This window comes from Acidobacteriota bacterium, from assembly GCA_009691245.1.
In the GTDB taxonomy this organism is placed as follows: Bacteria; Acidobacteriota; Terriglobia; order 2-12-FULL-54-10; family 2-12-FULL-54-10; genus SHUM01.
The window spans coordinates 24,798-51,000 of record SHUM01000022.1 but is presented as its reverse complement, the minus strand read 5'-3'; the positions used below and the strand labels follow the sequence as shown (position 1 = coordinate 51,000).

At 59.4% G+C, this 26,203-nt stretch carries 26 protein-coding genes and 2 pseudogenes; 16 read left to right on the top strand and 12 right to left on the bottom strand.

Features of this window, described 5'->3' with window-relative positions:
• The 3 genes from EXQ56_07350 to EXQ56_07340 all read left to right on the top strand — a co-directional run.
• Nucleotides 1-1,611 (top strand): hypothetical protein (locus EXQ56_07350; GenBank protein ID MSO20270.1); only part of this gene is annotated, 1,611 nt, incomplete at its 5' end.
• 106 nt (nt 1,612-1,717) lie between these two features.
• On the top strand, nt 1,718-1,999 hold the full coding sequence (locus tag EXQ56_07345) for a hypothetical protein (protein MSO20269.1): 282 nt from the start codon (nt 1,718-1,720) through the stop codon (nt 1,997-1,999).
• 72 nt (nt 2,000-2,071) lie between these two features.
• Nucleotides 2,072-2,857 (top strand): redoxin domain-containing protein, encoded by a 786-nt coding sequence (locus tag EXQ56_07340; protein MSO20268.1) that lies wholly within the window; start codon nt 2,072-2,074, stop codon nt 2,855-2,857.
• An 81-nt stretch (nt 2,858-2,938) separates the two neighbouring features.
• Here EXQ56_07340 and EXQ56_07335 read toward each other — a convergent pair whose 3' ends face one another.
• The 3 genes from EXQ56_07335 to EXQ56_07325 all read right to left on the bottom strand — a co-directional run bounded on the left by EXQ56_07335 (nt 2,939) and on the right by EXQ56_07325 (nt 5,490).
• Nucleotides 2,939-3,970 carry an ABC transporter substrate-binding protein gene (locus EXQ56_07335; GenBank protein ID MSO20267.1) on the bottom strand — a complete coding sequence of 344 codons (1,032 nt, stop codon included), beginning with the start codon at nt 3,968-3,970 and terminating at the stop codon, nt 2,939-2,941.
• 756 nt (nt 3,971-4,726) lie between these two features.
• Nucleotides 4,727-4,987: a ferredoxin family protein gene (locus EXQ56_07330; GenBank protein ID MSO20266.1), complete on the bottom strand. Its 261-nt coding sequence runs from the start codon at nt 4,985-4,987 to the stop codon at nt 4,727-4,729.
• A gap of 194 nt (nt 4,988-5,181) precedes the next feature.
• Nucleotides 5,182-5,490: a hypothetical protein gene (locus EXQ56_07325; GenBank protein MSO20265.1), complete on the bottom strand. Its 309-nt coding sequence runs from the start codon at nt 5,488-5,490 to the stop codon at nt 5,182-5,184.
• A gap of 302 nt (nt 5,491-5,792) precedes the next feature.
• On the opposite strand from EXQ56_07325, the gene EXQ56_07320 reads away from it, so the two are divergent.
• From EXQ56_07320 to EXQ56_07300, 5 genes and pseudogenes are all read left to right on the top strand, one after another.
• Nucleotides 5,793-7,076 (top strand): serine--tRNA ligase, encoded by a 1,284-nt coding sequence (locus EXQ56_07320; protein MSO20264.1) that lies wholly within the window; start codon nt 5,793-5,795, stop codon nt 7,074-7,076.
• Between the two features lie 288 nt (nt 7,077-7,364).
• Complete coding sequence (locus tag EXQ56_07315) at nt 7,365-7,823, top strand: hypothetical protein (GenBank protein ID MSO20263.1); 459 nt, start codon at nt 7,365-7,367, stop codon at nt 7,821-7,823.
• Nucleotides 7,824-8,049: 226 nt separating this feature from the next.
• Nucleotides 8,050-8,245 (top strand): annotated as a pseudogene (locus tag EXQ56_07310) (addiction module toxin, HicA family).
• A 1-nt stretch (nt 8,246) separates the two neighbouring features.
• Nucleotides 8,247-8,750, top strand: coding sequence for a type II toxin-antitoxin system HicB family antitoxin (locus EXQ56_07305; protein MSO20262.1), 504 nt, complete (start codon nt 8,247-8,249; stop codon nt 8,748-8,750).
• Between the two features lie 396 nt (nt 8,751-9,146).
• Nucleotides 9,147-10,202, top strand: coding sequence for a hypothetical protein (locus EXQ56_07300; protein ID MSO20261.1), 1,056 nt, complete (start codon nt 9,147-9,149; stop codon nt 10,200-10,202).
• 88 nt (nt 10,203-10,290) lie between these two features.
• Here EXQ56_07300 and EXQ56_07295 read toward each other — a convergent pair whose 3' ends face one another.
• A complete protein-coding gene (locus tag EXQ56_07295) occupies nt 10,291-10,563 on the bottom strand; it encodes a Txe/YoeB family addiction module toxin (protein ID MSO20260.1) in 273 nt (90 codons plus the stop codon).
• Nucleotides 10,547-10,834: a type II toxin-antitoxin system prevent-host-death family antitoxin gene (locus tag EXQ56_07290; GenBank protein ID MSO20259.1), complete on the bottom strand. Its 288-nt coding sequence runs from the start codon at nt 10,832-10,834 to the stop codon at nt 10,547-10,549. The genes EXQ56_07295 and EXQ56_07290 overlap by 17 nt, the downstream gene beginning before the upstream one ends.
• Nucleotides 10,835-11,188: 354 nt before the next feature.
• On the opposite strand from EXQ56_07290, the gene EXQ56_07285 reads away from it, so the two are divergent.
• The 3 genes from EXQ56_07285 to EXQ56_07275 all read left to right on the top strand — a co-directional run bounded on the left by EXQ56_07285 (nt 11,189) and on the right by EXQ56_07275 (nt 12,753).
• Nucleotides 11,189-11,479, top strand: coding sequence for a type II toxin-antitoxin system Phd/YefM family antitoxin (locus tag EXQ56_07285; GenBank protein MSO20258.1), 291 nt, complete (start codon nt 11,189-11,191; stop codon nt 11,477-11,479).
• Nucleotides 11,403-11,777 (top strand): type II toxin-antitoxin system RelE/ParE family toxin, encoded by a 375-nt coding sequence (locus EXQ56_07280; GenBank protein ID MSO20257.1) that lies wholly within the window; start codon nt 11,403-11,405, stop codon nt 11,775-11,777. Before EXQ56_07285 ends, EXQ56_07280 begins: the two co-directional genes overlap by 77 nt.
• Before the next feature lie 103 nt (nt 11,778-11,880).
• Nucleotides 11,881-12,753 carry an MBL fold metallo-hydrolase gene (locus tag EXQ56_07275; GenBank protein ID MSO20256.1) on the top strand — a complete coding sequence of 291 codons (873 nt, stop codon included), beginning with the start codon at nt 11,881-11,883 and terminating at the stop codon, nt 12,751-12,753.
• 55 nt (nt 12,754-12,808) lie between these two features.
• On the opposite strand, the gene EXQ56_07270 is transcribed toward EXQ56_07275, so the two are convergent.
• Together EXQ56_07270 and EXQ56_07265 are read right to left on the bottom strand one after the other, a co-directional pair.
• A complete protein-coding gene (locus tag EXQ56_07270) occupies nt 12,809-13,858 on the bottom strand; it encodes a YncE family protein (GenBank protein ID MSO20255.1) in 1,050 nt (349 codons plus the stop codon).
• Nucleotides 13,859-13,933: 75 nt separating this feature from the next.
• Nucleotides 13,934-14,407: a CoA-binding protein gene (locus EXQ56_07265; protein MSO20254.1), complete on the bottom strand. Its 474-nt coding sequence runs from the start codon at nt 14,405-14,407 to the stop codon at nt 13,934-13,936.
• Nucleotides 14,408-14,598: 191 nt separating this feature from the next.
• Between EXQ56_07265 and EXQ56_07260 the strand changes: the two genes are divergently transcribed.
• Nucleotides 14,599-15,042 (top strand): hypothetical protein, encoded by a 444-nt coding sequence (locus EXQ56_07260; GenBank protein MSO20253.1) that lies wholly within the window; start codon nt 14,599-14,601, stop codon nt 15,040-15,042.
• A 280-nt stretch (nt 15,043-15,322) separates the two neighbouring features.
• On the opposite strand, the gene EXQ56_07255 is transcribed toward EXQ56_07260, so the two are convergent.
• Nucleotides 15,323-15,787, bottom strand: a complete 465-nt coding sequence (locus EXQ56_07255; GenBank protein MSO20252.1) for a hypothetical protein — start codon at nt 15,785-15,787, stop codon at nt 15,323-15,325.
• An 11-nt stretch (nt 15,788-15,798) separates the two neighbouring features.
• On the opposite strand from EXQ56_07255, the gene EXQ56_07250 reads away from it, so the two are divergent.
• Nucleotides 15,799-16,470 (top strand): hypothetical protein, encoded by a 672-nt coding sequence (locus tag EXQ56_07250; protein ID MSO20251.1) that lies wholly within the window; start codon nt 15,799-15,801, stop codon nt 16,468-16,470.
• A gap of 87 nt (nt 16,471-16,557) precedes the next feature.
• Here the strand turns inward: EXQ56_07250 and EXQ56_07245 are convergent, their stop codons facing one another.
• The 3 genes from EXQ56_07245 to EXQ56_07235 form a co-directional block, all read right to left on the bottom strand.
• The gene (locus EXQ56_07245; protein ID MSO20250.1) at nt 16,558-17,880 is read right to left on the bottom strand and encodes a homoserine dehydrogenase; all 1,323 of its coding nucleotides are present in this window, start codon (nt 17,878-17,880) and stop codon (nt 16,558-16,560) included.
• Nucleotides 17,881-17,997: 117 nt separating this feature from the next.
• On the bottom strand, nt 17,998-18,417 hold the full coding sequence (locus EXQ56_07240; GenBank protein MSO20249.1) for a sulfurase: 420 nt from the start codon (nt 18,415-18,417) through the stop codon (nt 17,998-18,000).
• Between the two features lie 436 nt (nt 18,418-18,853).
• Entirely contained in the window at nt 18,854-20,377 is a 1,524-nt protein-coding gene (locus tag EXQ56_07235; GenBank protein ID MSO20248.1) for a fumarate hydratase, read from the bottom strand.
• Nucleotides 20,378-20,554: 177 nt separating this feature from the next.
• On the opposite strand from EXQ56_07235, the gene EXQ56_07230 reads away from it, so the two are divergent.
• From EXQ56_07230 to EXQ56_07220, 3 genes are all read left to right on the top strand, one after another.
• Complete coding sequence (locus EXQ56_07230; GenBank protein MSO20247.1) at nt 20,555-21,529, top strand: VWA domain-containing protein; 975 nt, start codon at nt 20,555-20,557, stop codon at nt 21,527-21,529.
• 125 nt (nt 21,530-21,654) lie between these two features.
• Nucleotides 21,655-24,384, top strand: a complete 2,730-nt coding sequence (gene aceE / locus EXQ56_07225) for a pyruvate dehydrogenase (acetyl-transferring), homodimeric type (GenBank protein ID MSO20246.1) — start codon at nt 21,655-21,657, stop codon at nt 24,382-24,384.
• 455 nt (nt 24,385-24,839) lie between these two features.
• Complete coding sequence (locus EXQ56_07220; GenBank protein MSO20245.1) at nt 24,840-25,535, top strand: hypothetical protein; 696 nt, start codon at nt 24,840-24,842, stop codon at nt 25,533-25,535.
• Between the two features lie 11 nt (nt 25,536-25,546).
• On the opposite strand, the pseudogene EXQ56_07215 reads toward EXQ56_07220, so the two are convergent.
• Nucleotides 25,547-25,981 (bottom strand): annotated as a pseudogene (locus tag EXQ56_07215) (VOC family protein).
• Nucleotides 25,982-26,203: the final 222 nt, after the last annotated feature.

The window sequence follows — 26,203 nt, the reverse complement described above, 5'->3', positions numbered from 1 at the left end:
CGCGATGGTTTTATCAGCCGCTATGATCCCAGCGGCACGCTGGTATGGACGCGCAGGATTGCCTCGACTGTGGGTACTCCGAATAATGATCGCGCCAACGCGCTGGCCGTGGACGATACGGGCATCTACGTTGGCGGCGCAACCGCAGGAATTCTTCCCGGTCAGATACCCGTGGCAGGCTGGGATGGCTATCTGCGCAAGTATGACGCCGCCGGCACGCTGCTTTGGACGCGCCAATTCGGCACAAGTGGATTCGACAATGTAGTCGCGGTCGCCGCCAACGCCACGGGAATCTTCGTGCTCGGTGAAACTGATTTCGGATTTCCGGATCAGACCTTCGCCGGCGGCATCTACGATGTCTTCGTGCGCAAGTACGATGCCGCCGGCAACCTGCTCTGGGCACGGCAGTTTGGCACGGATGGAAATGAGTTTCCCGCTGCCGCCGCTGCCGATGCGACGGGCTTATACATCAGCGGAGCCACCAGTGGCCGTCTGCCGGAGCAGAATAGCGCGCCCGGCTACGACGCGTTTGCGCGCCGCTACGATAATGGCGGCAACGTAGTTTGGACGCGCCAGTTCAGCGCGACACGCGATGTGTTGGCCACCGGGCTAGCGCTCGATGCCTCCTCGATTTACATCGTCGGTAATGTGTTCGGCACGCTGCCGGGACAAGCGGGCGGTGGTGGCGCGAATGAAGATGCCTTTGCGCGTAAGTACGATCTGAACAGCAATGCGATTTGGACGCGCCAGTTCGGCAGCGACGGGACTGATGTGGCCTCGGGAGCGGCGCTGGGACTGGGTGGCCTAGGGGGATTGTTCATCGTTGGTGGCACGCCGCGAGTATTGCTCAGTCCAGAGCCTGCTGGCGGGTTTCGCGACGCGCTGCTTACGCGGATGACGGCAGGCTCGCCCACAACGCCGGTGCTGTTCTCCGGCACGGTGGTCAACGGCGCAAGCTTTCGCGGCGGCGCGCCGGTGGCTCCGGGCGGCATCGCCACCGTCTTCGGATTAAATCTTGCGGGCGGCAGCTCCGGTTCGTTGCTAGTGCAGGCGAACGGCATCACCGCCCCGGTGTATGCCGCCACCGCCACGCAAATCAACTTCCAGGTTCCCTGGGTGCTGGCCGGATTGTCGCAGGCGGAGTTGAAAGTAACCATTGCCGGTGTGGCCAGCAATGTAATTCCGGTGGCGCTCACCGCCGCGCAGCCGGGCATCTTCACGGCAAATTCGACCGGGGCGGGGCAGGCGGTGGCGGTCATCGCCAACACCACCTCGCTGGCCGCACCCTTGGGAGCATTCTCCGGGTCGCGTCCCGTTGGACGCGGTGAGTTCATTACCATCTATGCGACTGGGCTTGGTCCGGTCGGCAACCAGCCGCCGACGGGCATCGCGTCGCCGTCCAGCCCACTCTCGCCCATCACCACGTTGATTGCCGTGACCATCGGGGGCATTTCCGCGCCGGTAAGCTTCGCTGGACTCGCGCCTGGATTCTTCGGGCTGTATCAGATCAACGGGCAGGTTCCCTCGAGTGTGGCTCCGGCCGATGTGGTTCCGGTGGAAGTCCGCATAGGCGGCGCGCAATCGAACACCGTGTCCATTGCGGTGCGCTAAAGACGGATGAGTCCAGCGGTCGAACATTCAATGGCATCGTTGCATCTCTGCCGGTTGGATTGGAATCTAACCTCGCAGTGATTCTTGGTTACTACGGAGGAACGCAATGCGACACGGCTCTAAACGGCTTGTTCGATGGATATCCTTGCTGGCGGCGTTGTTAGCGCCGATCTCGCCGGGCATGGCGTTCGCACAGTCTTCCGCCGGACAGGCGATCCAGCCAAGCGATGCCTGGCGTGAAGCTCCCCCCGTCTCCACCGGCATCGCAGTGGGCAAGAAGATTCCCGCCTTTAGTGTGCCGGATCAGACGGGCAAGCCGCGCGACTTCAAATCCGTTGTAGGGCCGAACGGGGCCATGATCGTCTTCCAGCGCTCGGTCGATTGGTGACCGTACTGCAAGACGCAGCTGGTCGAGCTGCAAAAGTATTCAGATGAAGTTAAGAAGCGCGGACTGGGAATCGTGGTCTTTACTTATGACACGTTGCCCATTGTGCAGGACTTCGCGCGCCGTCAGAAGATCACGCTGCCCGTGCTGGCCGACGAGAAGTCGAGTGCCATCCGCGCTTTCGGCGTACTGAACACCGCCGTGCCAGCAGGGCACTTGTGGGCGGGCGTGCCGTATCCCGGCACGTTCATCGTGGACGCGAGCGGCACGGTGAAGTCGAAGTACTTCGAGGACCGCTATCAGGACCGCTACACGACGCCGACCATACTGTTAAAGGAATTCGGGTCGGTGGAAGGAACCAGGGAGACCGTGGTGAAGACGGATTATCTGGAAGTCCGCTACTATCCGACCACGGATGTCGTTCGACCCAATCTGCGCCTGACTCTGGTCGCCGACTTCGTGCTGCCGCCGAAAATGCATGTCTACACGCCGGAGGTGAAGAACTACATCCCCATCAAGTGGGAACTCGAAGCGTCTGCAAACTACGTCGCGAAAGACGTGAACTATCCCAAGGGCAAGCTGCTGCTGCTGCCGGCCATCAATGAGATCGTCCCGGTGTACGAAGCGAAGTTCCGCCTGACGCAGGACATCACGCTGGCGGCGGAGTCGATCCTGAAGCCCATTCTGGATGGCGATAAGACGCTGAAGGTCCGCGGCAAGCTGCGCTACCAGGCCTGCGACGATAAGATATGCTACCTGCCGCAAACCGCGCCCGTCGAGTTCACCTTCAAGCTGGAGCCGCTCGACCGCGACCGCGTCCCCGAACCAATCCAGCACCAGCCGCCGACACTTGCCAAGTAATTGTTCTGGCGGATGCGCATTCCTGGCGCAAAAAAAAATGGGCGGGAGCCGATCGGCCCCGCCCATTCGCTTTTAGGAATCCTACTTGTACAGGCTGTCGATAAAGCCGCTTTGGTCCAGCTCCTTCATGAAGCTGTCGTCGTAGAAGTCCTCGGCCTTGAAGCGGCGCATGGCGGCGCCGTCGTAGAGCTTCATGGCGTTCTTGATTCCCTCGACGGACGGATACGGTTTGCGCGGCATTTCCTTGGCGCCGTTGTAGATGACCTGCTGCTGCTCGCGGTCTTTGAAGTCGTAATATTTGGCGATGGCGCGGAAGGCCACTTCCTTGTCCTTCTTCATCATCGAGATGGCTTCGGTAACCGCCTTCAAATAGGCGATGACGGTGGCCTTGTTGGCGTGAGCCCATGACTTCGATGTCCAGATACCGTTGCAGGGAATCTTCTCATTCCACTTGCGCATGTCGAGGTCGAGCGGCTTATAGCCCGCCTTCATAGCCATGGCCAGGGGGACTTCGTAGGCGATCAGCGCATCGGTCCAGCGCTTCTGCAGCGGGGTGATGCTGTAGTTGCCTTCCAGGATGGCCATGTCCTGCACCGGATCCCAGCCCATGTGCTTGGCCACGACCAGCGCGACGGTGCCGGTGCAGGCCGACAGGCCGGAGATAGCGAAGCGCTTGCCCTTCAAGTCCTCAAGTCGTTTGAACTCCGGCTGCGCGACGATGTCCCAGTGGACGATGTCATCCGTGGTGCCGATGATCACGCGGTCGTTGGGCTCCGATGAAATTGCTTTGTCCCACATGCCGGGCGCGCCGCCGCCGATCGAGATGTTGGGACCGACGACTGCGTCGCGCACGCTCTTGGGCACGTTGTCCGGCACGCCGTGGACTCGCGCGGCGCTGGCGCTGAACGGAGTCATCACCACTTCCAGTCCGTACTTGGCATACAGCCCTTCGTTCTCGGCGACGATAAAGGGAATCTTGTTGATGGAAACGTCGCTGAGGCTGGCGGTGATGCGCACTTTCGCTGGTGTCTGCGCCCGCAGCGGCATTTGATAAATTGAAAACATGATCAATGCGAGGCGAACCATCCCTCGGAGAGAATACCGAATCTTCATTTCCTTCTCCTGTCCTGAATCAATATTAAATGATAGCGGGGAAAGTGGCCTTTCGCCTGCCCGTCCTCAATATTACGCTTGCTGCTCATTAAGCGCAATATGGAACTCCGCCAGTTCGTGATTCTCCAGAGCAGGGGCGCAACAAGTTATAGACGGGAGTAAGGGGGCCGATAGCAATCGAGTTGAGGCTCGCAACGGTTGATCGCGGGATGGATTACGGCAAATTCCGCTCCAGCACCACTGGCAATCAGGCAGCAGTTCGGATTTGGCTAGCCACTACGGCCTTGAGCGCAGCGAGCCGGCGCGGCAGTGGTTTCATCATTTCCCAGCTATAGGGAATCTCTCTGCCGCAGTCGAGGCACGCAATGTACGTGCGGTGCGCGGACCCGTTGACCGTCGCAGGCACTTTGCGCGCGTGATCAGGCAGAGTGATTGGAAACGTGGTGTTCTTGTGCGAACAATCAAACCAGAGGCGCATAATCATTTCCCTCCCATCATGCTTGCTAATTCGATTCTGGTTCAACTGAATTGATACAGGAATGGATCAAAGGACCTTATTTGTGAATAGGACGTACTAGCCGAGTTCGGCGGCGGGATGGTATGGGGAGGCTTTGGCGCGGAGTTGGTGCGGGCTGGCTTTAGGAAGGAATGGGAATGAGGCGGGAGCTTCGGATACGAAACTCCCGCCAATTACTAGACCAATTACTAGAGAGGAAACGCACAACCTATACGAGCAGGGAAGTAAACTTCGCCAACTTACTTTGCGAAGTACTGGGCGTTCAGCTCGGTGAAGTGCTTCCACTTCTCGGGCAGTTCGTCCAGCGCGAAGATGGCCGTCACCGGGCATACCGGGACGCATGCGCCGCAGTCAATGCACTCGGCCGGATCAATGTAGAGCTGAGTGGCCTCGGCATGGCCGGGCGCGTCCTTCTTCGGATGAATGCAGTCCACCGGACAGGCGTCCACACAGGCCGTGTCTTTAGTTCCAATACAAGGTTCAGCGATTACGTATGCCATATTCTCCCCTCGATGCTGCGGGCTTCTCGGCCCGATTTGTTTGAAGTGGTCTTGCGACTGCTCCAGTGTCTTTGGATCGTGGCAGACCGCGCCCCGTTCGCAACCACAGCTAATCAGGATACAAGATTTTCAGGGGAGGAAACAATATGATTGGTGGTAAAAAGTTACAGTGGATAAAAAAAACTGGGGGATGTCTATCCCCCAGAGGCCTTCTTTAGCGCTAGCACCATGCGCAGAATGCGCAGTTGCTCGGCGGGCGGAAAATCGCGGATGCGTTTCTTGCCTTCAAATACCAGTACGCCAAGCGAGCGTCCGAGCGCCGGGTAGCGGCGGATCAAATCCTCGACGCGCTCATCCACAGACACGGCCACGCCTTGGCTATGCAGCGACGCGGCAGGGACTTTGCTCTTGCGGCCATGACTGCGCGGGATGGCGGTTACCTTGCGGCCTCGTGCATCAGGTTTTCCCCGTGCTTCAGTTTTACTGCGTGCGGCAGTTCGCATTTTTGTGCATCCTTCCTCGAACCCTCCGGCGTCTTGCTTACTCGCCAATTCTGCCGGCGGGGCGGAGCGAACATTCTACAGTTCTGCTACTATGTAGTAGATGAGCCACAGCTTAACTCGGTTGCATGCAATGTGGCACTTCCTCAGCAACAGCAAAGTAGAAGAGTATACCATAAGTGTGGGATATTGTGGTTTGTTCCTTTGTTATGAATTAGTTGAAATGCTATCAAGGGTGCTTCCGGCCGAGTCTGGGGCCCATGCCCGTAAGCCCAAAAAGTCACCGTGCGCGGAGTGCGTAGCCCATGCTGGACCTGTCGTTTGTAAGGGATAATATCGAACTGGTTGAGCGCAAGCTGGCCGAACGCGGCTCGGCGCTGCGCCTCGACCGTTTTCGCGAGGTGGATTCCAGCCGCCGCCGCCTGCTCACCGAAGTCGAGTTGCTCAAGAGCCAGCGCAACAAGGCTGGCGATCAGATTGGCGCGCTCAAGAAGAAGGGCGAGGACGCCAGCGCCATCATCGCGGAGATGGGCGGTATCTCAGACCGCATCAAGCTGCTCGATGATCAGGTCAAGCAGGTGGACGAAGAGTTGCGCGAGATACTCACCACCTATCCCAATGTTCCTCACGAGACTGTCCCCGTGGGCCGCTCCGCAGCGGACAACGTGGAAGTTCGCCGCTGGGGCACGCCGCGTGAGTTCGCCTTCAAGCCCAAGGCGCACTGGGAACTCGGCGAGCAGCTCGGCATCCTGGACATGGAGCGCGGCGCGAAGATCGCCGGCGCTCGCTTCGGCGTCTATTGGGACGGCGGCGCGCGCCTGGAACGAGCTCTGGCCAACTTCTTCCTGGACACGCTCACCCGCGAGCACGGCTATCGCGAAGTCCTGCCGCCCGCCATCGTCAACTCGGCGGCGCTGTTCGGCACGGGACAACTGCCGAAGTTCGCCGATGACCTCTTCAAGCTGGAGGGCTCCGACTACTGGCTCATCCCTACCGCGGAAGTGCCAGTAACCAATCTTTACAGTGGTGAAACGCTCGACGCCGCCGAGCTTCCCATCAACCTCGCGGCCTACACGCCGTGCTTCCGCAGCGAGGCGGGCACCTATGGCAAGGACATGAAGGGCGTCTTCCGCAACCACCAGTTCCAGAAGGTGGAGATGGTGAAGTTCGCGCACCCCGACCACTCCTATGACGAGCTGGAGCGGCTGACCAGCAACGCCGAGGCGCTGCTCCAGAAGCTCGGCCTGCCCTACCGCGTGATGGCCCTGTGTACTGGCGACATGGGCTTCGGCAGCGCCAAGACCTATGACATTGAAGTGTGGCTGCCGGGCCTGAACGAGTATCGCGAGATCTCCTCCTGCAGCAACTTCGAGAGCTTCCAGGCGCGCCGCGCCGGCATCCGCTTCCGCACCGGGACGAAAGGCAAGTCGGAGCTGGTCCATACCCTGAACGGCAGCGGCCTGGCGACCGGGCGGTCCTGGATCGCCGTCGTCGAGAACTACCAGCAGGCGGACGGCAGCATCGAAATCCCCGAGGCGCTGCGCCCCTACTTCGGGGGAATCGACCACATTCCCGCACTCAAAAAATAGCCTGACATATTGTCGGTTTTTGCGGTTCTGCCCAAAGTGCACACTTTCACGGTGCTGGCCACTCTGACCAGATTGACAAACTGGGGATTGGGGATTCGGGGTTGAGGGTTCGGGGGGGTGGGGGGACTTCAGATCAGCTTTCCCGCCACTTCGCACCTGTCGGGTATGATGAATGGAAGTAATTATTTGGTAAATTTTGAATCTTCGGACGATTCGGAAAATTTGGATTCAGAAAATTTTGGTTCAAAACTATTCGATGACTCCGCCGATTTCGCATACGAGGTAAATATGGTTCGTCTGGAACCGCATAACGCGGAACTGTTGATCAAGATTTACGACCTGCGCCGCGAAGAGAAGCTGCGCAAGGGACGCGCCTGGCTGCTGGCCAGTTTTTGGGCGGAAGACCTGAAGGGCTTTCTGGAAATCTGTCCGCTGGGCAGCGAGACCAACGCGCACTACCGCCAGGTGATTACTTACTGGGACATGGTGGCGGCCATCGTCAATCGCGGCATGATCGACGAAGACCTCTACTTCGAGACCAATCTGGAAGGCATGCTCACCTGGATACGCGTGAAGAAAGTCGTCGCGGCATTTCGCGAGACGCGCAAGAATCCCCTGTACGTCCGCAACCTGGAACTGATGGCCGAGCGCCAGCAAATATGGTTTGAGCAGCGCGCACCCGGCGCACTGGAAGCCACGCTGAAGGGCATGGAAGCCGCCCGCGCCCACGCCGCCGAGAAGAAGTAAGTGGGGCAGGCATTCCTGCCTGCCTCCGGAGCACAGAGCCGCGCGCGTGAGCAAGCGGACACGTTCGGCTTCACCAGGGCGCCCGATTTGCGCACTCTTCACGCCCTCCTTTATTCGGAGACGTGAGACGGAATATCTGCTTGCGTATCTGTCCCTAGTGAATGCGTGCGATACGGACTGAGATTACGGCGGCAACATCGGCGCCGCCGGCTCGATATAATGAGCCATGAAAATTCGGGATGTGATGCGGCTGATTGAAAACGATGGCTGGTACTCCATCGGGCAGGAAGGCAGCCACCGGCACTACAAGCATCCCGTGAAGAAGGGCTGCGTTGATGGTCACGGGACATCCCGGCCAGGATCTGCACCCGAAGACTTTGAAGAGTATTCTGCGGCAGGCGGGATTGGAAGGAGAGCAGTAGCATGAAGAAATATGCCGTGCTGATTGAACAAGGGGAAAACAATTGCAGCGCCTATGTGCCGGACCTGCCCGGCTGCGTTGCGGCTGGAGACACGGTCGAGGAAACGGAACGGCTGATCCGGGAAGCCATTGAGATTCACATTCGCGGTATGCGTGAGGACGGATTGGAAGTTCCGCCGCCCTCCTCGCTTGCCCGTGAGATCGAAGTTGCCGCATGGATGCCTTCCGGGATGATTTCGTCTCGCGCCCCTCTCGCCGACTTAATCGCCGCCGCCGTGCGGCGCTCGCTGAACACGCCGCGCCTGCGCGTGGACGTGCGCCGCATCGCCTCTGCATCCTTCAAAGGCTGGCGCGTGCGCCTGCTCGAACGCCGCCGCACCTCGGACCCCATAGACCTCTACACCACCGCCATCGCGGTCATCAAAAAGATCGGCCTCATCCCGCCCGAGCGCCATGGCGACCTGCGCATCGCCCTCGCCGGCATCCGCGAAGATTGGTCTGGGTAGCCACGGCACGATTTGTTATGCCGTGGGATTTTGTTCCACGCAAAAGCAAAAAACCACTATTGGGGGACTGTATATTCGCCTACATGGTGCGTGAAACTCCGGTTGTCTTTTTAGGAGGGTGTCCAAGTTCGTTGGGGAACTATGGAGTATAGTGCTGAATAGAGGTTCAAGATGGATGCAATAAGAGATCAATAGCAACAACTCCTTGCGGCTTGGGAGAAAACGTGCGCGGAATTAGCGCCTAATCCCACAGCTTATCAGGCACAGTTGTCTGGTGTGAGTCTTGAACAACTCGACGAAGCGGTTAGGTCAATAGGTCATTGGCTTGACCGTTCGCGTGCCCGGAGCGGATTTGCGCCCAGGTTTCATCTTTCGCGCTCCTTGGCGGCCACATCATTGGCAGGGGCAACCGCCGCTGCTCAAGCACTTTCGAGAGGTGAGCTCGGACATTTCCCATCCTTTATCGCGGGGATCAACCAATGTATTTCTGCACTTCACACCAACTTGATATTCTCCGAAGCACAGCCTGATAGAGCATTCGTCGCCGATTTGGCTTCCCAACTTTCTGAAGCGCTGGCACTCTTAGGCACTGCTCAACGGGAACTAGCCACAAAATCGCAGCTACTTGAAGTGGTTGAGCAAAGGATTGCAAGCTTGGGAGAGGTCGAATCACAGATTGATGGCTGGAGCAAGGAAGCAGAGGAAGGGGCAACAGCTACAACGGGACACAAAGTGAAAGCCGCGGAAGCACTTTCCCAGACACAGGAATCCGCATCCCAGCTCGAGACTCTCAAATCAAGTGCAGCGGGGCTTCTAACCGGAACTGAGGAAACAGCGGGAGTAATAGCGAAGCAGAAAATTGAACTCGATGCCATCATTATCAAAGCTACGAAACAGGAACAACTCATTGCCGATCTCCTTCCCAAGGGAGCAAGCGCGGGACTTGCGTCTGCGTTTGCGGGGCGAGTACATCAATTGGAGATAGCCAAACGCGCATGGGCGGCCGTTTTCATTATAAGCATCGGGTCCCTAACATTTCTTTCCTATGAGTTGATTGAATTGCAAAAACTAAACCCAGTCCCAATGGCAGCGCCTTTGTGGCAACAGATTCTGCAAAAAGTGGCGCTTGGCGCCCCTTTGATTTGGCTTGGTTGGGTCTCCGCCATACAATACGTGAATACCCTTATGGTTCAAGAGGATTATGCCTTCAAAGAAGCGACATCGAAGGCCTTCGCTGGCTACCGAGACCACATGGCGTATCTCGCGAATGTTGACCTTGAAGATGGAAACACTGCAATGACGCTAATGGCACAACGGACTATAGAAATTCTCGCACGGGATCCGCTCCGCATATTTCAGGATATCGGAAAGGATTCCGCGCCAAGTCAGAGCTTTATCGATTTGTTTCGAGGAGGCAGTTCCAAACCAGAAGCCAACCCCCCGGCAAAGTAATTTGTCGCGACCATTCCAAGTTGAACAAGACGGCAGAAGCGTTAGGCGAGTGGACTTTCGACTGAAACAGGCGGGATCTCCATGCGGGTCAGTAGTGATAGCGGGCCTGGAGAAAATCGATTCGCTTTTCGCTGACGCGATAAACGAGACGGTGTTCCTGGGTAATCCGCCGCGACCAGCACCCTGCCAGAACGAACTTCAGTGGCTCCGGCTTGCCGATGCCGGCGAAGGGATCGCGCAGTACCGCTTCGACGAGTTCCAGGATTCGCAAGGCCGTACGCCTGTCTGTTTTCACCCAGTACTGCAGGTCCTCGCGGAACTCTTCGACGAACACAGCCTTGCGCTCAAGCGGTTTCGCCAAGCCCCAACTCCCGCCGCAGCTTGCCAAGCGTCTCTGGTTTGCGCTTTCTCTTTTCAGCTCGCGCCAGGGCTGTCAGCAATCGTTTGGCATTTCTTGGCGAACGCAGCAAATGCGCCGTCTCTGCGAGACTGGACAATTCATCCGCCGGTATCATCGCGACATCCTTTGCGCCACGGCGGTGAATGATCACAACTTCCTGCTGATCAATTACGCGGTCCAGGAAACCAGCCAGCCCTTCTCGCAAGTTTGTATAGGTGGTCTCGATCGGCATGGTGTTCCTCCTTGCTATCAAGCGTACAGTATTCCTGTACGTATGTCCAGCCAGTCTGGCTCCGCGTTCACGGATGCCGATTGCTTGGCTGCCCCGCTGGATATATTCTGTCTCTTCAGGCCGTAATCAGTTTCCTGACCGCTTGCTCAGAGTTTCTCAGGAGGCCTTCATGATTCCTGGCGATTATCAGATTGACATGGTAATGGACGGTCACTTCTGGCTCGACGCGGGATCGATCTTCGGCGTTGTCCCGCAGGAAGATTCGATTGCAGACTGCGTATCAGCACGCCATCTTTGGTTGCATAACCTATCAAGCACCTAAAAAGGTGCTATCATGTTAGCGCGGAGGCGGGAATGCTGAATCTGACCCAGGACATTCAATCGCTCACGACTTTCCGGCGGCGGTCGGGCGACTTCATGAAGCAACTCAAGAAGAGCAAGCGGCCCGTGGTCCTGACCGTCAAGGGCAAGGCGGCTGCCGTCGTGCAGGATGCCGAGGCTTATCAGCGCTTGCTCGATATCGCCGCGCGCGTCTCCCCGGAGGAGGGCATCCGTCAGGGTCTTGAGGATGCACGCAAGGGGAGATCGGTTCCGGCGCGGGAATTCTTTGCCGCGTTCGAGGCCAGCCGTGGCTTACGCGGTTAAACTTTCCAGGCGCGCCATGCGCGATCTCGCTTACTTATTCGATGAGATCAACGCAGGGCATTCAGCGGCGGCGCAGCGCTGGTATCTCGGCCTCAAGAGGGCCATCCTCACGTTGGAGGAGCGACCGAATCGCTGCCCGCGTGCGCCTGAGTCGACCCGCCTCCGCCAGTTGCTCTATGGACGCAAGCCGCATGTCTATCGCATCATCTTTCGCATGATCGAAAAGCAGAAGTCGGTCGGGATACTACACATCCGTCACGGCGCGCGCAAGCCAATCTTCCCAGTTGAAATTCTTTGATGCGACTGCTAATCCAATTGAATCGAGCATCGCTTCAGTTTGATAATGGTTCGGGCGGACTTCTGTCTCCTGACTTCTAACTCCTGACTTCTGGACTTGTCTCATGATTCTTGGCGATTATCAGATTGACATGGTAATGGACGGGCACTTCTGGCTGGACGCCGGATCGATCTTCGGCGTGGTCCCGCGCACGATTTGGGAGAAGCGTGTCGCTGTGGACGACCGCCACCGCATGAGGCTGGCGGTGCGCTGTCTGCTGGTGCGCGACGGCAAGCGCACCATCCTGATTGACAGCGGGCAGGGCAACAAGCAGTCAGACAAATTCCGCGACCGCTACAGCGTGGAGCAGCCGCTCACGCTGCTCGATAATCTGCGCGCAAAGGGCGTGAAGCCGGAGGACATCACTGACGTGGTCAACTGCCATCTGCATTTTGATCACGCCGGCTGGAACACCATTCGCGAGGGCGACGTGAATGGGAGCAGGCCTGATGGCGCGATCATCCCTACTTTTCCCAATGCGCGCTACTGGTCGCAGCGCAAGGAGTGGGAGCGCGCGCAGGTTTTTACCACGCAGCGCGATCAGGGGAGTTTTCTCCCGGAGGATTTCATTCCGCTGGAAGAGCCGCGCTGGGAGCTGACCGACGGCGAGAGACTCATCATCCCGGGCATTGAGTTACTCGTGTTGCCCGGCCACTCACTTGACACACAAGGCGTACTCATTCAAGCCGGTGATCAGAAAGTAGCGTTCCTCGGCGATCTCACTCCCACTCGTCATCACTTTAATTACGCATGGATCGCCGCCTACGATCTGCACCCGACTGAGGCGCTCAAGACCAAGCGGCGTATCTTGCCGCGCGCGGTGCGCGAGAAGTGGCTCTGCGTGATGGGCCACGACAACGAAGTCCCCGCCGGCCATCTCGTCGAAGAGGCCAATGGCCAGATCGGCATCATCCCCGCCGAAGAATTGAGCGAGTGATTCCGTTCGCTCAACATGGTAGCCGCTCCATCACTGTTGCGGCTCGGATGGCCGCTTAATTCTTATCGTACATGAGCACGCGGAAGGTGCCGGGGGCGACCACGCGCGCGGCTGGCTGCTCGCCGGGGGCAGGCGCGGGAGGCGTGGAGCGATCGGCAGTGGCGACGTAGATGCGGTGCGTCTTCAGATCGAGTGCCATGGTCTTGGCGCCCTCTTCGGTCTTCAGCGTTTCCACGATGGTGTACTTGTCCGGCGTTTCCTGATGAATGATGGTAACCGTGCCTTCGCCGTTGGAGATAAAGATAAGGCGCGTGTCGGGATCATACGTCGCGGCATCGGTACCCTGTCCGATGGGCAGGGTCGTCAGCACCTTTCCGGTCTCCGTGTTCATGACGATGAACTGCTTGCCGCGGCAGCCGACGAACAGGCGCGAGTTCTTGCGATCAATGGCCATGCTGGTGGGCTGCGTGCAGGCGGGCGCCACGGGCCAAGAGTCGGTAATCTCTAGTTTCTTCGAGTCAAATTTCACGATGCGATCCTGATCCTGAATCGTGATCAGCACATTGCCCTTGCCATCCGCCGCCGCCGCTTCCGGCACTCCGCCGAGATCGAGTATTCTCGCGACGGTCCCTTCCGCGCCATTCACCGCGCTGGCATTTTTGGAGGAGCGGCTGAAGGAAAACACACGGCGCGTAGCCGGATCGAAGAGAAAACCGTCCGGGCCAGGCGCGATGGGAACTTCCTGAATAATCTTCAAGGTCTTCAGGTCAAATATGGTCATGGTGGCGGCGCGACCGTTGGTGGTGAAGCCGCGGCCCAGCTCGGGCACTACGGCGGCGCCATGCACATTTTGCGCCACCGGCTTGCCGGCGGGATCAACCGTCGGCGCGGGAATGTTGCCGACGATGGCGCCCGTGTCTGCGTCGAGCACTTCCACCTGCACGCCGTGCGAGACATAGAGGCGCCGATTCACGCTGTCCACGCTGACATAGTCCCAGCCACCGTCGCCGGGTAGGGCGACCTTTTTGGTGAGATGGTATCCGCTCTGTGAATAAGCCAGCGGCGCGAACACGGACAGGACGACGAGCAGCGCAAATGTTTTCATGGGACCCTCTGATTTTGGCGAACAGATTAGCCGACAGGCTCGGCCTCATACAGGGACAAGCGTACGCCGGATCGCTTAACGTGACAACGCAATCTTCTCGCGTTTCCAGCGCATGTGGTCCTTCAATATGCAGCGGTCCATGGCCACGGCCAGACCGGCGGCGCGGGCGCGTTGCGCGGAGGCTTCATCGACTACGCTCTCCTGCATCCAGATGGCTTTGGCGCGCAGCGCAATGGCGGCGTCGACAAACGGCGCGACAAATTCCGAGCGGCGGAAGATGTCCACGATGCCGATGGGGAAGGGAATCGCTTCGAGCGTGGCGTAGGATTTCTCGCCCAGCACCGCGCGCTCATTTGGATTGACGGGGATAATGCGATAGCCCTGGCTCTGCATATACTCCGCAACGCCGTGGCTGGCGCGTCGTTCGTCGCTCGAGAGTCCCACCACGGCGATGGTCTTCGCCGCGAGTAGAATATCGCGCAGCCGCGACTCTTCATCGCCGCTTTGCAGCGGATCGAACTGCGGCAGTCTGCAAGACAGGTCGGACATGGTTCCTCGATTGATTTGATCCGAGCCGCGACAGTCATGGAGCGGCCACCATGCCACGCAACGCGATGTGCCGGTATCACGCGTACCGTCCCGCTGCGCCGGATCAGGCACCGGAGCAATCTCCATGCTATCATCGTCAATGAACGCGCGGATAATCTCACGCCTGAGCCGGAATCCCTGATCCTGAATCAATGAAGAAGAGCAAACAACTTCCCGCGAGCCTCCCCAGCAATTGGAAGGAACAATTGAAGGCCGCCGGCTTCGCTGTCGTCGAAGTTTCCGGTGCGACGGCTGTGAGCCGCAACGGCTGCTCAGCCACCGTCGAAGTCTCCGGCCAGGGTTCCGAAAGCCAGCCGCGCTTCCGCGTCAAGCCCGGTGTGGTGATCGGCACCCCGTCAGGTGAAGCCGTCGCGCATTTGCTGGATCGCGGCTACCAGAAATTCTGGAAGTCCGGTGAATGCACGGTCCCGGCGCGCGCGGTGGAGCTGACGGCACTACACGAATTTCAGCGCGACCTGCGCGCCGTGTTGGGCATGACGACTCTCTACAACGAAGCGATCGGCACAGTGTCGTCGTCCTATCACTACGACCGCGTGGAAGGCCGCGAACCCGGCAAGCGCCACGAATCATTCTAGATTTCCCGGATCTTCACCGCGCACCCCCTCCACATGCTCGCGCCCCATCCCCGCAGGGGATGCAGAGAATAGCCGGGGGCAACGCCTCCGGAATGCGTCCCCACAAAATGTGAAACGACGCTGAAAGGGTCGTACAGACGCGCGAGCCGATAGAGTTCTGATGAGGGTGCGACCCTTTCAGGGTCGGCGGACTTTTCTGTCGTATGTTCCGGGGGCGTTGCCCCCGGCTATTCTATGGCTCCCTTTCAGGGAGCTTGTGCGGAGATCGTGCGGGATTGTGTCATCCCCCACGCACCACGGTGATGCGCGAGAAGCCTTCTGTAATTGTTGGACGCACCAGCTTGAGCGCCATCTCGCGCATGGCTTTCTCTGGAACTTTTCTTGCGCGGCGGCGATTGCTCGCGAGGCACACCTCTATCGGCACGTCGAAGTAGAGCGCGCGCATCACGCAGCCGTAGCGCCGCGCGATCTGAATGTAGGGGCGGCGCTCGCGCGGAGTGAGCGATGTCGCGTCCACATACGTGCGGCGGCGACCGAGCTGCACACGTTGGCGGAGCAGTGCGCGCAGCGCGGCGAAGATAACGGCGGGGCTCGACTGATCCTTGGCGTCATCCAGCAGCAACAGGCGCAGCGTGTCGCTCGACAGCGGATGAATGTTCCGCCGCGCGAAGTAAGTCGATTTGCCGGAGCCGGGCAAGCCCACGGCGAGTATGATCTCCGGTGGACGGCTTGTATTCTTCATCACGGCTAATTAACATGCGATGGAAGCGCAAGTCAACCGGCATGAATTCGGTGGGAGGAAACATGAGAGAAGTGGTGCTCGATATTGAAACCGCGCCATGCGACAAAGCGCATTGGGCTGAGCTGGTGCGGCGCGTTCCGTCGCTTGAGAAAAACGGGATTGACGACACGCCGCTCGACTGGTCGTTCGGGCGCATCGTCTGCATCGGCCTATCCATAGGAAAACCGGCATCCGAGCGCGGCGCGGCGGCGGACTCCTCAGAAGATAAATGTCAGGAGCTAAATTGGGCGGGGCCGGATGAGTCGAGCATCCTTGAAAATTTCTGGAAGGCCATCCAGCCCGGCGATTACGCGATTGGCCACAACCTGATGGGCTTTGACCTGCCCTACATTATGGGCCGCAGCGTGATCTGTAAAGTGAAGCCGTCGCGGTCGTTCGATCTGCGGATGTACTCGACGGCGTATGTGTACGACACGCAGCAGGTGTGGTCGAACTGGGGGCGGCGCAAATTAGCCAAGCTCGACACGCTGGCGGCGATCATGGGCTTCGCCGGCAAAACGGGCAGCGGCGCGCAGGTGGCCGGCTGGAGCGCCGCGAACGAATGGGACAAAATTCGCGAGTATTGCATGGACGACGTGCGCCTCACCCGCGCCGTCTATCAGCGCATGCGCGCGTACGGCATGTGACAGTGCCGCGACCGTCAGGGAGCGGGGGTTGGTTTTGGCGATGGGCGACGAAACCCCAACCTCCGCTCCCTGACTGTCGCGGCTCTGTCACCCCGCAAGAATGTTTTCCATCGGCAGAGCCAGCGGCGGCTCGCGCAGGAAACTTAGTTTTTCCATGCGGGCCAGCGCCGCGCTGACAGCGGTCTCGGACGTGGGCTTCACTGAAATGACGAATGCCAGGTTGTCGGCATCCTGATTGGGCTCCTCGAAAACCGCGTCGATATTAATCTTCTCATCGGCGATGATGTTGGCGAGCTTGGCGATGATGCCCACTTCGTCCTTGACCAAAAAGCGCAGGAAATAGGGGCGCGTGCCGGCCTCGATTCCAACCTTGGCTATTTCCTGGGGAGCCCAATAGCCGAAGGCGGGGGCTCGTAGTGACGACCCGTGGCGCAGATCGCGCGCCGCGCTCATGATGTCGGAGACGACCGCCACGCCCGTCGGCTTGCCAGCGCCGCGCCCGTAGTAGAGGGTGTCTTCTCCGTACTTGCCCTTCACCCAAATCGCGTTATACGAACCCTGCACCTTGGCCAGCATCGCCGTCAGCGGCACCAGCACGGGGCGGACATACAATGACAAGTCGTCATTTCCTTGGGCGCCAGTGCGCGCGCCCGCCGCGATCAGGCGGATGGTGTAGCCGAGGCGATGCGCGTAGGCGAAGTCAGTCGGAGTGATTTTTGTAATGCCCTGGCGATAGATGGCGTCAGTGGGCACGCGCGCGCCGAAGCAGAAGTTGGCGACGATGGCCAGCTTCGAGCGTGCGTCGTATCCCTCCACGTCGGCTTCCGGCTTGGCCTCGGCGTAGCCGCGTTTCTGCGCCTCGGCAAGAATGGATGCAAACGGTGCGCCGGTCTTCTCAATCTCGGTGAGGATGAAGTTGCAAGTGCCGTTCAGGATTCCGTACACGGCTTCGATGCGGTCCGCCGCGATGCCCTCGCGCAGCGCGTTCAGGATGGGGATGCCGCCGCCGGCGCTGGCCTCCATGTGCAGCGAAGTCTTGTGATCGTAAGCAATCTGCGCCAGCTCCGCGCCGCGCTGCCCGAGCAACTCTTTGTTCGCCGAGACGACGGGCCGTCCGCGTTCGAGCGCAGCCTTCTGCACTTCGTATGCGATGCTGGTCCCGCCGACCACTTCGACGACGATGTCCACTTCTGGATGTTCGACGGCCTCGCGCCAGTCGCGCGTTAAGAGCCGCTTGCCGCCGGGCATGTCGATCTCCGCGCGCGCCTCGACTTCCAGACTCGCCGCCACGCGCAGATGCAGCTTGAAGCCCAGCTTGCGCTCCAGCTCCGCGGCGTTCTCATCCAGAATGTGGATGGTTGCTCCGCCCACCGTGCCCATTCCCACAATCGCAATATTCACCGGTTTCATTGGTCTCCCATCGGATCAGAGTCCCGACCGCAAGGGAGGGGGCACGGCTGAGTTCGGACAGCGGTTGAGCCTGCCCCCTCCCTTGCGGTCGGGACTCTGATCGCGCTGCGGATTTTTCTAAGTTTGCAACGCATCGCCTTGGGCGATTCGGCCGTCTTCCAGAATCTCCACACGCAGACCGCCGCTTTGCTCAAACGTTTCCTTGAAGGCGGATTTGCCCGAGAGCAGCGAAGGGCGTTCGCAGGGCACGCAAATTTCCACGGCCTTCATCAGCGCCGCGCCGAGGCGGAAGGCCTTGCCCACCAGCGCGTTGATGTCAGCGACCGAGATGCCCTCGATCACAATGTTGCGGCGCGTCTCGCTGGGATTGAATTCGCCGCCCGCGCGCCGCGCGGTCTCGATGGCATCGTAGGCGATCAGCGTGGCGTGGCGTCTCACGTTGCGCGACGAGGCCGAGTACGTGCCGGTGCCGAGCGCGTAGCGGTCGCCCTCCAAGCCCTTGCCCGCGAGTGCCATCACCTCAGAGACTTCCTGCATCGGCTGGTCGGCCGATGGGGCGATGAAGATTTGTCGGACAGTTGGGGTGAGCATGGAACACACCTCATAGCGTAGCGTCAATTGCACAGCCCCGGCAGGGGCGGCGAGAAAGTAGCCCACGGCGCAAGCCGTGGGGATCAATTGCGTAGGCGATACAAGCCCCGTAGGGGCGAAAGAATCTAGCCTAGGGCGTGAGCCCTGGGATTAGGTTGCGTTTGCGATATAAGCCCAGTAGGGGCGACAGAATATCATGCTCGCCGGCGTTCTGTCGCCCCTACCGGGGCTCACCCCTCGATTGCATCTGTACCCAGGGCTTACGCCCTGGGCTACTTTCTTGCCGCCCCTGCCGGGGCTAGCGCGGTCTGAATGCACTCATACGGAATCAATTCTAAGAGCAGGTCCTTCGCTGCGCTCAGGATGACGACGTAAAAAATAATTACTTAATTCCCGCGCCGACTTCCTTCAGCGCTTCGCCGGTGGACTTCTCCACTTCGGCGTGCAGGCTGTTGCCGTGCGAGTCCATGGTAACCAGCGCCATCAGGTCTTTCACGCGCAGGTGCCACATCGCCTCGGGGATGCCCAGTTCCATCAGCGAGACGCCCTCGACTTTTTGAATGGCATTGGCGTAATACTGCGCCGCGCCGCCGATGGCGTTCAGGTAGACCGCGCCGTTTTCCTTAAGCGCGGCCAGCGTCTTTGCGCCCATGCCGCCCTTGCCCATCACCGCGCGGATGCCGTTCTTCTTGATGATGTCGGCTTCGTAAGGCTCCTCGCGGGCGGAGGTGGTGGGGCCGGCGGCCTTGATCTTCCACGTCTCGCCTTCCTTGAGCGCCACCGGGCCGCAGTGGTAGAGCAGCGCGCCGTTCAGGTTCATGGGAGCGTCGTGCCTCATCATGTAATGATGCGCTTCGTCGCGGCCCGTGTAGATGAGGCCGCTGACCAGCACCACGTCGCCGACCTTCAGTGCGCGGACTTTCTCCTCCGTGAGCGGCGTTTCCAAAATGACCTCGCGTCCGGTGAGCGGGAAGCCGGACTCCTGCGCCAGCCGCTCGACGGGACGCGCCGGATCGCGGTAGAGCCATTGCTTGATTGCCCCGGACTGCGCGTCGAGCAGCAGCCCCAGGCGGCGGAAGGCCCAGCAATCGTATGCGACGGAGACGAAGAACGACGCGGGCAGGCGATTCTGCACGCCGATCTTGCAGCCGATCAGTGAGACCTGACCGCCGAAGCCCATCGTCCCAATGCCCAGGCGGTTGGCCTCGTCCAAAATTTCACTTTCAAGTTTGGCCAGCACGGGATCGGGGTTCACGTCATCGAGCGTGCGGAAGAGCTGCCGCTTGGCCTCTTCGTAACCCGAGGTCCGGTCGCCACCAACGCACACGCCGAGCGAGCCGGGCGCGCAGCCCTGTCCCTGCGCCTGCCACACGGCGTGGATGATGCACTTGTGGATGCCTTCCAGATCGCGGTCGGCGCGGCCCAGATGATCGAGGTTGCAGGGCACGGAGTATTGAATGTTCTTGTTCTCGCAGCCGCCGCCCTTCAGGATCAGCTTCACCTCGACGTCGTCCTTCTCCCATTGCTCAAAGTGGATGACCGGCGTGCCGGGTCCTATATTGTCAGCCGTGCCCTTGCCGGTGATGGGGTCCACCGAGTTGGGGCGCAACTTGCCGCGCTTGGTGGCCTCGGCGATGGCGTGTAAAATGTCGGCGCGAAATTTTATCTGATTGAAGCCCACCGGCGTATGGATAAAGAAGGTGGGCATGCCGGTGTCCTGGCAGATTGGACCTTCGTTCGACGCGGCCATATCAATATTGTTGGCGATCACGTTCAGCGCCAGCGAAGCCTGCGACGGTGACTTCTCCTTGCGCAATGAGGCGGCCATGGCCTGGCGCACGTCAGGCGGGAGGTTAGTGGAGGTCTCGGTGATCAGCTTCAATAAACTTTCCCTGGCGAATTGCATGGCGTGTCTCCTGTTGGTGAAAATTAATTGCGGTGCGGCAACTACCTATTATGCCCTGATTCCAGCGGGTGAAAAAGATGGCGTGACAGAGCCGCGACCTTGCGCCTAAATGGGCAATAGCAAACTTTGAAATGACTGACTGCGCGATCTCTTATTAAGCTGTAAAATAGTGAGGATATGGCGAACTCTAGGAATCTGCGGTGGCTCCGTGGCATTCTCTCCTTCATACCAGCCGCAATCTTAATCCTGGCAACGCGCGGGAGCTTGGCGCAGATGCCTCCGCCGCCCCCGCTGGACGACGATGCCGGCGGCGTGCTGTTCCGCGCCTCCATTGATCTGGTGACGCTGAACGTGGCCGTGTTCGACGGCAAGCGGCGGCTGGTCAGCGGGCTGGGGCGCGACAGCTTCCAGGTGTTTCAGGATGGCAAGCCGGTGCAGCTCTCCGAGTTCACCAATCGCGATGTCCCCGTGTCGCTCGGCCTGGTGATGGATTCCAGCGCCAGCATGATCGACAAACGCGTGCAGAGCGTGGCCGGTGCGGTCGAGCTGATGCGCGGCAGCAACGAACAGGACGAAGTATTTTACGTGGATTTCAAGGATACCGTCGATCTGGTGCAGGGTTTCACCAACGACTTTGCCAAGGTGGAAGGCGCGCTGAATCGCACGCGCCTGTTCGGCGGTACGGCGGTGATGGACGCGCTGCGCGTGGGCGTTGAGCAGATGAAGAAGGCGCACCGCGACAAGAAAGTGATTGTGCTGCTGACGGACGGCGAAGACGATTCCAGCGAAATTACGCTGCCGGTGCTACTGGCCCTGTTGCAAAAGTCCGATGTGACGGTTTACACCATTGGTTTGCTCAGCCAGGAGACCAACGCGCGCCGCCGCAACGCCGAGAAATTTCTGACCGAGGCGGCCAAGGTTACCGGCGGTGTCGCCTACTTTCCGCAGGGCGTGGAGCAGGTGCAGTTGCTCGGCCAGATGATCGCTCATGACATTCGCAATCAGTACGTGCTTGGTTTCCAGGTGCCGCCGGGCACGCCGCGCGGATTCCGCACGCTGAAGGTGACCGCGACATCGAAGCAGCGCGGCAAGTTAACCGTGCGCACGCGCACTGGATATTTCTACGATCCCAACGCGCCGCTTGGGCGCTAGGCCGGCCGCCGGTCAGGCAATCCGGCCAAGGCTGAGCACGCGGAATCGATTGGGATTACGTTCGCGAAACACACACCCCGGAGGTGGCTCGCTCCATGTCAGACGAACAATTGATCTCGGCCCGCATTTCAGAAGCGAAGTCGCAGTTGAGCCGGGAAGAGCTGCACGAGTGGGTCGAGTCACTCAAGGAAGTTCTTGATGATGAAGGTCCCGAGGCGGTGCAGCAGATTCTCTCCAGCCTGCTCGGTTTCTGGAGTCATCAGGGTTACTCGCGCCAGTTCGCCACCAACACGCCTTACGTCAACACCATCCGCCGCGACCATCAGCCGGCCTATCCAGGCAATCGCAAGCTGGAGCGCCGCATAAAAAGTTTGATCCGCTGGAACGCGCTGGCCATGGTGGTGCGCGCCAATAAAGAGGATGCCGGCATCGGCGGACACATCTCTACGTACGCGTCGCTGGCGACGTTACTCGAAGTCGGCTTCAACCATTTCTTTCATGCCTGCAATGAAGAGGGATGCGGTGATCTGGTTTACTTCCAGGGCCATGCCTCACCGGGCATTTATGCGCGCGCGTTTCTGGAAGGCCGCCTGGACGTTTCGCATCTGGAAAATTTTCGCCACGAGTTGCGTGCCACACCGGGGCTGAGTTCGTATCCGCATCCCTGGCTGATGCCCAACTTCTGGCAGTTCCCCACCGTGTCAATGGGCATCGGACCCATCGCGGCAATTTATCAGGCGCGCTTCAACCGCTATCTCGAAAATCGCGGACTGCACAGTTGCGGCGAGCGCAAGGTGTGGGCCTACCTCGGCGACGGCGAGACGGACGAGCCGGAGTCCATGGGCGCGCTCACGCTCGCCGCGCGCGAAAAACTCGACAATTTGATCTTCGTCGTCAACTGCAATTTGCAGCGGCTCGACGGTCCTGTGCGTGGCAACGGCAAGGTGATTCAGGAACTCGAGGCCGCTTTCCGCGGCGCCGGCTGGCATGTGATTAAAGTCGTGTGGGGTAATGACTGGGACCCGCTGCTCGCCGCCGATGCGAATGGCTTGCTGCAACAGCGCATGGAAGAGGCCGTGGACGGCGACTACCAAAATTACGCGGTGCGGCCGGGCAGCTATACGCGAGAGCATTTCTTCGGCAAAAATCCCGAGCTGGCCGAGATGGTGAAGTTCCTGAGCGATGAGCAGCTCAAGCGGCTGCGCCGCGGCGGCCACGATCCCGAAAAAGTTTACGCGGCGTACAAGAATGCCATCGAGCACACCGGTACGCCGACCGTGATTCTGGCCAAGACCATCAAGGGCTACGGCCTCGGCGAGGCTGGCGAAGGCCGCAACATCACCCATCAGCAAAAGAAGATGAATGAAGAGGAGTTGAAGGAGTTTCGTTCGCGCTTCGATATTCCCATCTCCGAGCAGCACATTGAGGACACGCCGTTCTATCGGCCTTCGGATGAGACCGAGGAGATCAAGTATCTGCACGAGCGACGCAAAGCGCTGGGCGGCTACCTGCCCGAGCGCAAGGTCCGCTCGACGCCCATCACCGCGCCCGCCGCCGAGACCTTCAAGGAATTCACGGAAGGCTCCGGTGGCCGTGAAGTTTCCACCACCATGGCCTTCGTGCGCGTGCTGACGCTGCTGCTGCGCGATCCCAACGTGGGTAAGCTCATCGTGCCCATCATCCCCGACGAGGCGCGCACCTTCGGCATGGATTCGCTGTTCCGCTCCGTGGGCATCTACGCCAGCCAGGGCCAGCTCTACGAGCCGGTCGATTCCGACGTTTATCTTTATTATCGCGAGGCCAAGAACGGGCAGATTCTCGAGGAGGGCATCACCGAGGCCGGGTCGATGGCCTCCTTCATCGCCGCCGGCACGGCCTACGCCACGCACGGCATCAACACCATTCCATTTTTCTCCTACTACTCGATGTTCGGATTTCAGCGCATCGGAGACTTAATTTGGGCTGCCGCCGATTCGCGCTGCAAGGGCTTCATGATGGGCGGCACGGCGGGCCGCACCACGCTCGCCGGCGAGGGCTTGCAGCATCAGGACGGCCACACGCCGGTGCTGGCCAGCGCCGTGCCGACGTGCCAAATCTACGATCCCGCGTTTGCCTACGAGACGGCGATCATCGTGGAAGACGGCATCCGGCGCATGTATGTCGATCAGGAAGACATCTTCTACTACATCACCATGTACAACGAGAACTACGCCATGCCGCCCATGCCGGCCGATCAGCCTGGCGGGCAGACGCGAGTGCGCGAAGGCATTCTGCGCGGGTTGTACATGTTCCGCGCGGCGCCATCTGCGGCTGGTGAAGCCGTGGCGAATAAAGACGCTGAGAGTAAGAAGGGAAGCCCGCTGCGCGTGCAACTGCTGGGCAGCGGCCCCATCCTGCGCGAAGCGCTGCGCGCGCAGCAGATTCTCGCTGAGAAGTACGGGGTGTCGGCGGACGTATGGAGCGCAACCAGCTTCAACCTACTGCGCCGCGACGCGCTCGACTGCGAGCACTGGAACCTTCTGCACCCGGCGGAATCGCCGCGCAAGCCCTACGTCAACACGCTGCTCGATTCGACCGAAGGCCCGGTAATCGCGGCCACCGATTACATGAAGATCGTCCCCGACCAGATCACGCCGTGGCTGGGCACGCGCCTGCACTCGCTCGGCACCGACGGCTTCGGGCGCAGCGACAACCGCCAGCACTTGCGCCGCCACTTCGAGGTGGACGCCGAGTCCATCACCCTCTCCGCCCTGCACGAGCTGTCGAAGTGCGGCCGCATCCCCGCCGAAACAGTAGCCAAAGCCGTAGGCGAGTTAGGCATCAACCCTGAAAAAGCCAACCCCATGATCGCGTAGTGGGATGATCGCATTGTGAATGCATTCCATACGTTGAATGGCCGCCGAATTCCAGGAAGAAGTTAAGCCTTTAAGTGCCAATTTGGAATCTTAAAGGGTTGATGGTAGCCACGGCACGATTCTTGTGCCGTGGGTTTTTTTCGTATGCTTGAAAATGGACCGATTGTTCCGCCGACTGCTTTTGCCTTCGTCAGGGCACGGTTTCAACCGTGCCTAAAATAAGCGGAAGATAATCCTTTCCTTACTGCCGTAGGCCCAAGCGCAGGCGAAGCCACAGCGGGACTTTGCACTACGCTCGGACTTAAGAGCAATTCATTCAAGTCGCTCCGCTGGCGCTGCGCTCCCGCCTTCGGCAGATCGGAAGCGTGATTACAGCCGCTCGTTACGGCACGACTGAAGTCGTGCCCTGACGTACCCCACTGAATTGTTCTTACTCCACTGCCTCTGGTCCTATAATGAGTATCGCCTTACTCGACAATCGTGGCGCGGCTGCTCGCCGCCTTGCGGATGCCTGTTACGACCGCGAGAGTTCGCAAGTGTGGAATGAAGTTGGATGCCTAGGGGCGAGGCAGAACTGCATTACGAGCTTCTATAACAAGAGCGGTGGTCGCGGCACATTTGGCTTCTACTTTTGCGGGGATCCCAAGGGAGCGTTAAATGTGTTTGCGAATGGTTATAGAAAAGCGGCAGAAACTCTCACAAGGTCACTACTGCGTAGGCGCGGATTTTCGAAGTTCGAGGCATATCCGGTCATCTTTCTCTATCGACACGCCTTTGAGCTTTCCCTCAAACATGCCATATACAAGGCCACGGAGAACCCGGAGATCGATGACGCCGACAATTTTAACAGCAGCCTAACTCGGCACAGACTGGTTCCCCTCGCGGAGAACATCGAGAACTTGCTTGCTCGCTTATTTCCCGGCGATGATGTGCTGCTCCAGAAACTGCTTCCGCAGATTGTAGCTACAGCTCATGAATTTGATGAGATTGATGAATCATCGTTCGTCTCTCGGTATCCCATCAACAAAAAGGGACAACCTGCTTCCAATAAGAGCGAATTCGTCAACTTGCGATCCTTCGCTCATCACATGTCCTCTCTACTGGAGGACATCGATACGCTAAACGTGCATCTTGGGAACGAATTCCTCTGAGGCCGCTAGGGCTACTTTGCTACGCAGTTGAACATCCATTGCACGCCGTATTTATCGGTGCAGGAGCCGAAGTAGGCTCCCCAAAACATTTCCTGCAGGGGCATCCCGATTTTTCCGTCGGCGGACAGGGCCTTGAATAGAGGTTCTGTTTCGGCACGAGTGTCTGGTTCCAGATTGATGTAGGTGTTGTTGCCGAACTTCAGCGCCGGGCCGATGGACTCGGGAGAGTCCGTTCCCATGATGACGTGGCCGCCCGTGATGGCCAGCTCGATGTGCATGATGAGCTTCTTGTCCGTGTCCGACATCGGCGGCGCGCCGGGCTGCGCGGGTATGTCGCCCCATCGCATGATCCCGCCAATGAATTCGCTGCCGAAAACGGACTTGTAGAAATTGAACGCGGCTTCGGTCTAGCGTGGGAAATTTAGATAAGTGCTGGTGCGTGCCATGATTTCTCTCCAGTTGGATTTTCGTTGGGGGCTGCCACCGACACGTGTATTTTACACGTGTCCCAGAATGGTGCAGTTAAAAAATCACGTTCATCGCGCAGTTAGTTCCCCGCAGGGGATATACAGGATAGCCGGGGGCACCGCCTCCGGTAAGATGCGTACCCAAAAAACGATTCGACCCTGAAAGGGTCGCACAAGGTTTTCAGGCGCCCGGTGCTTCAA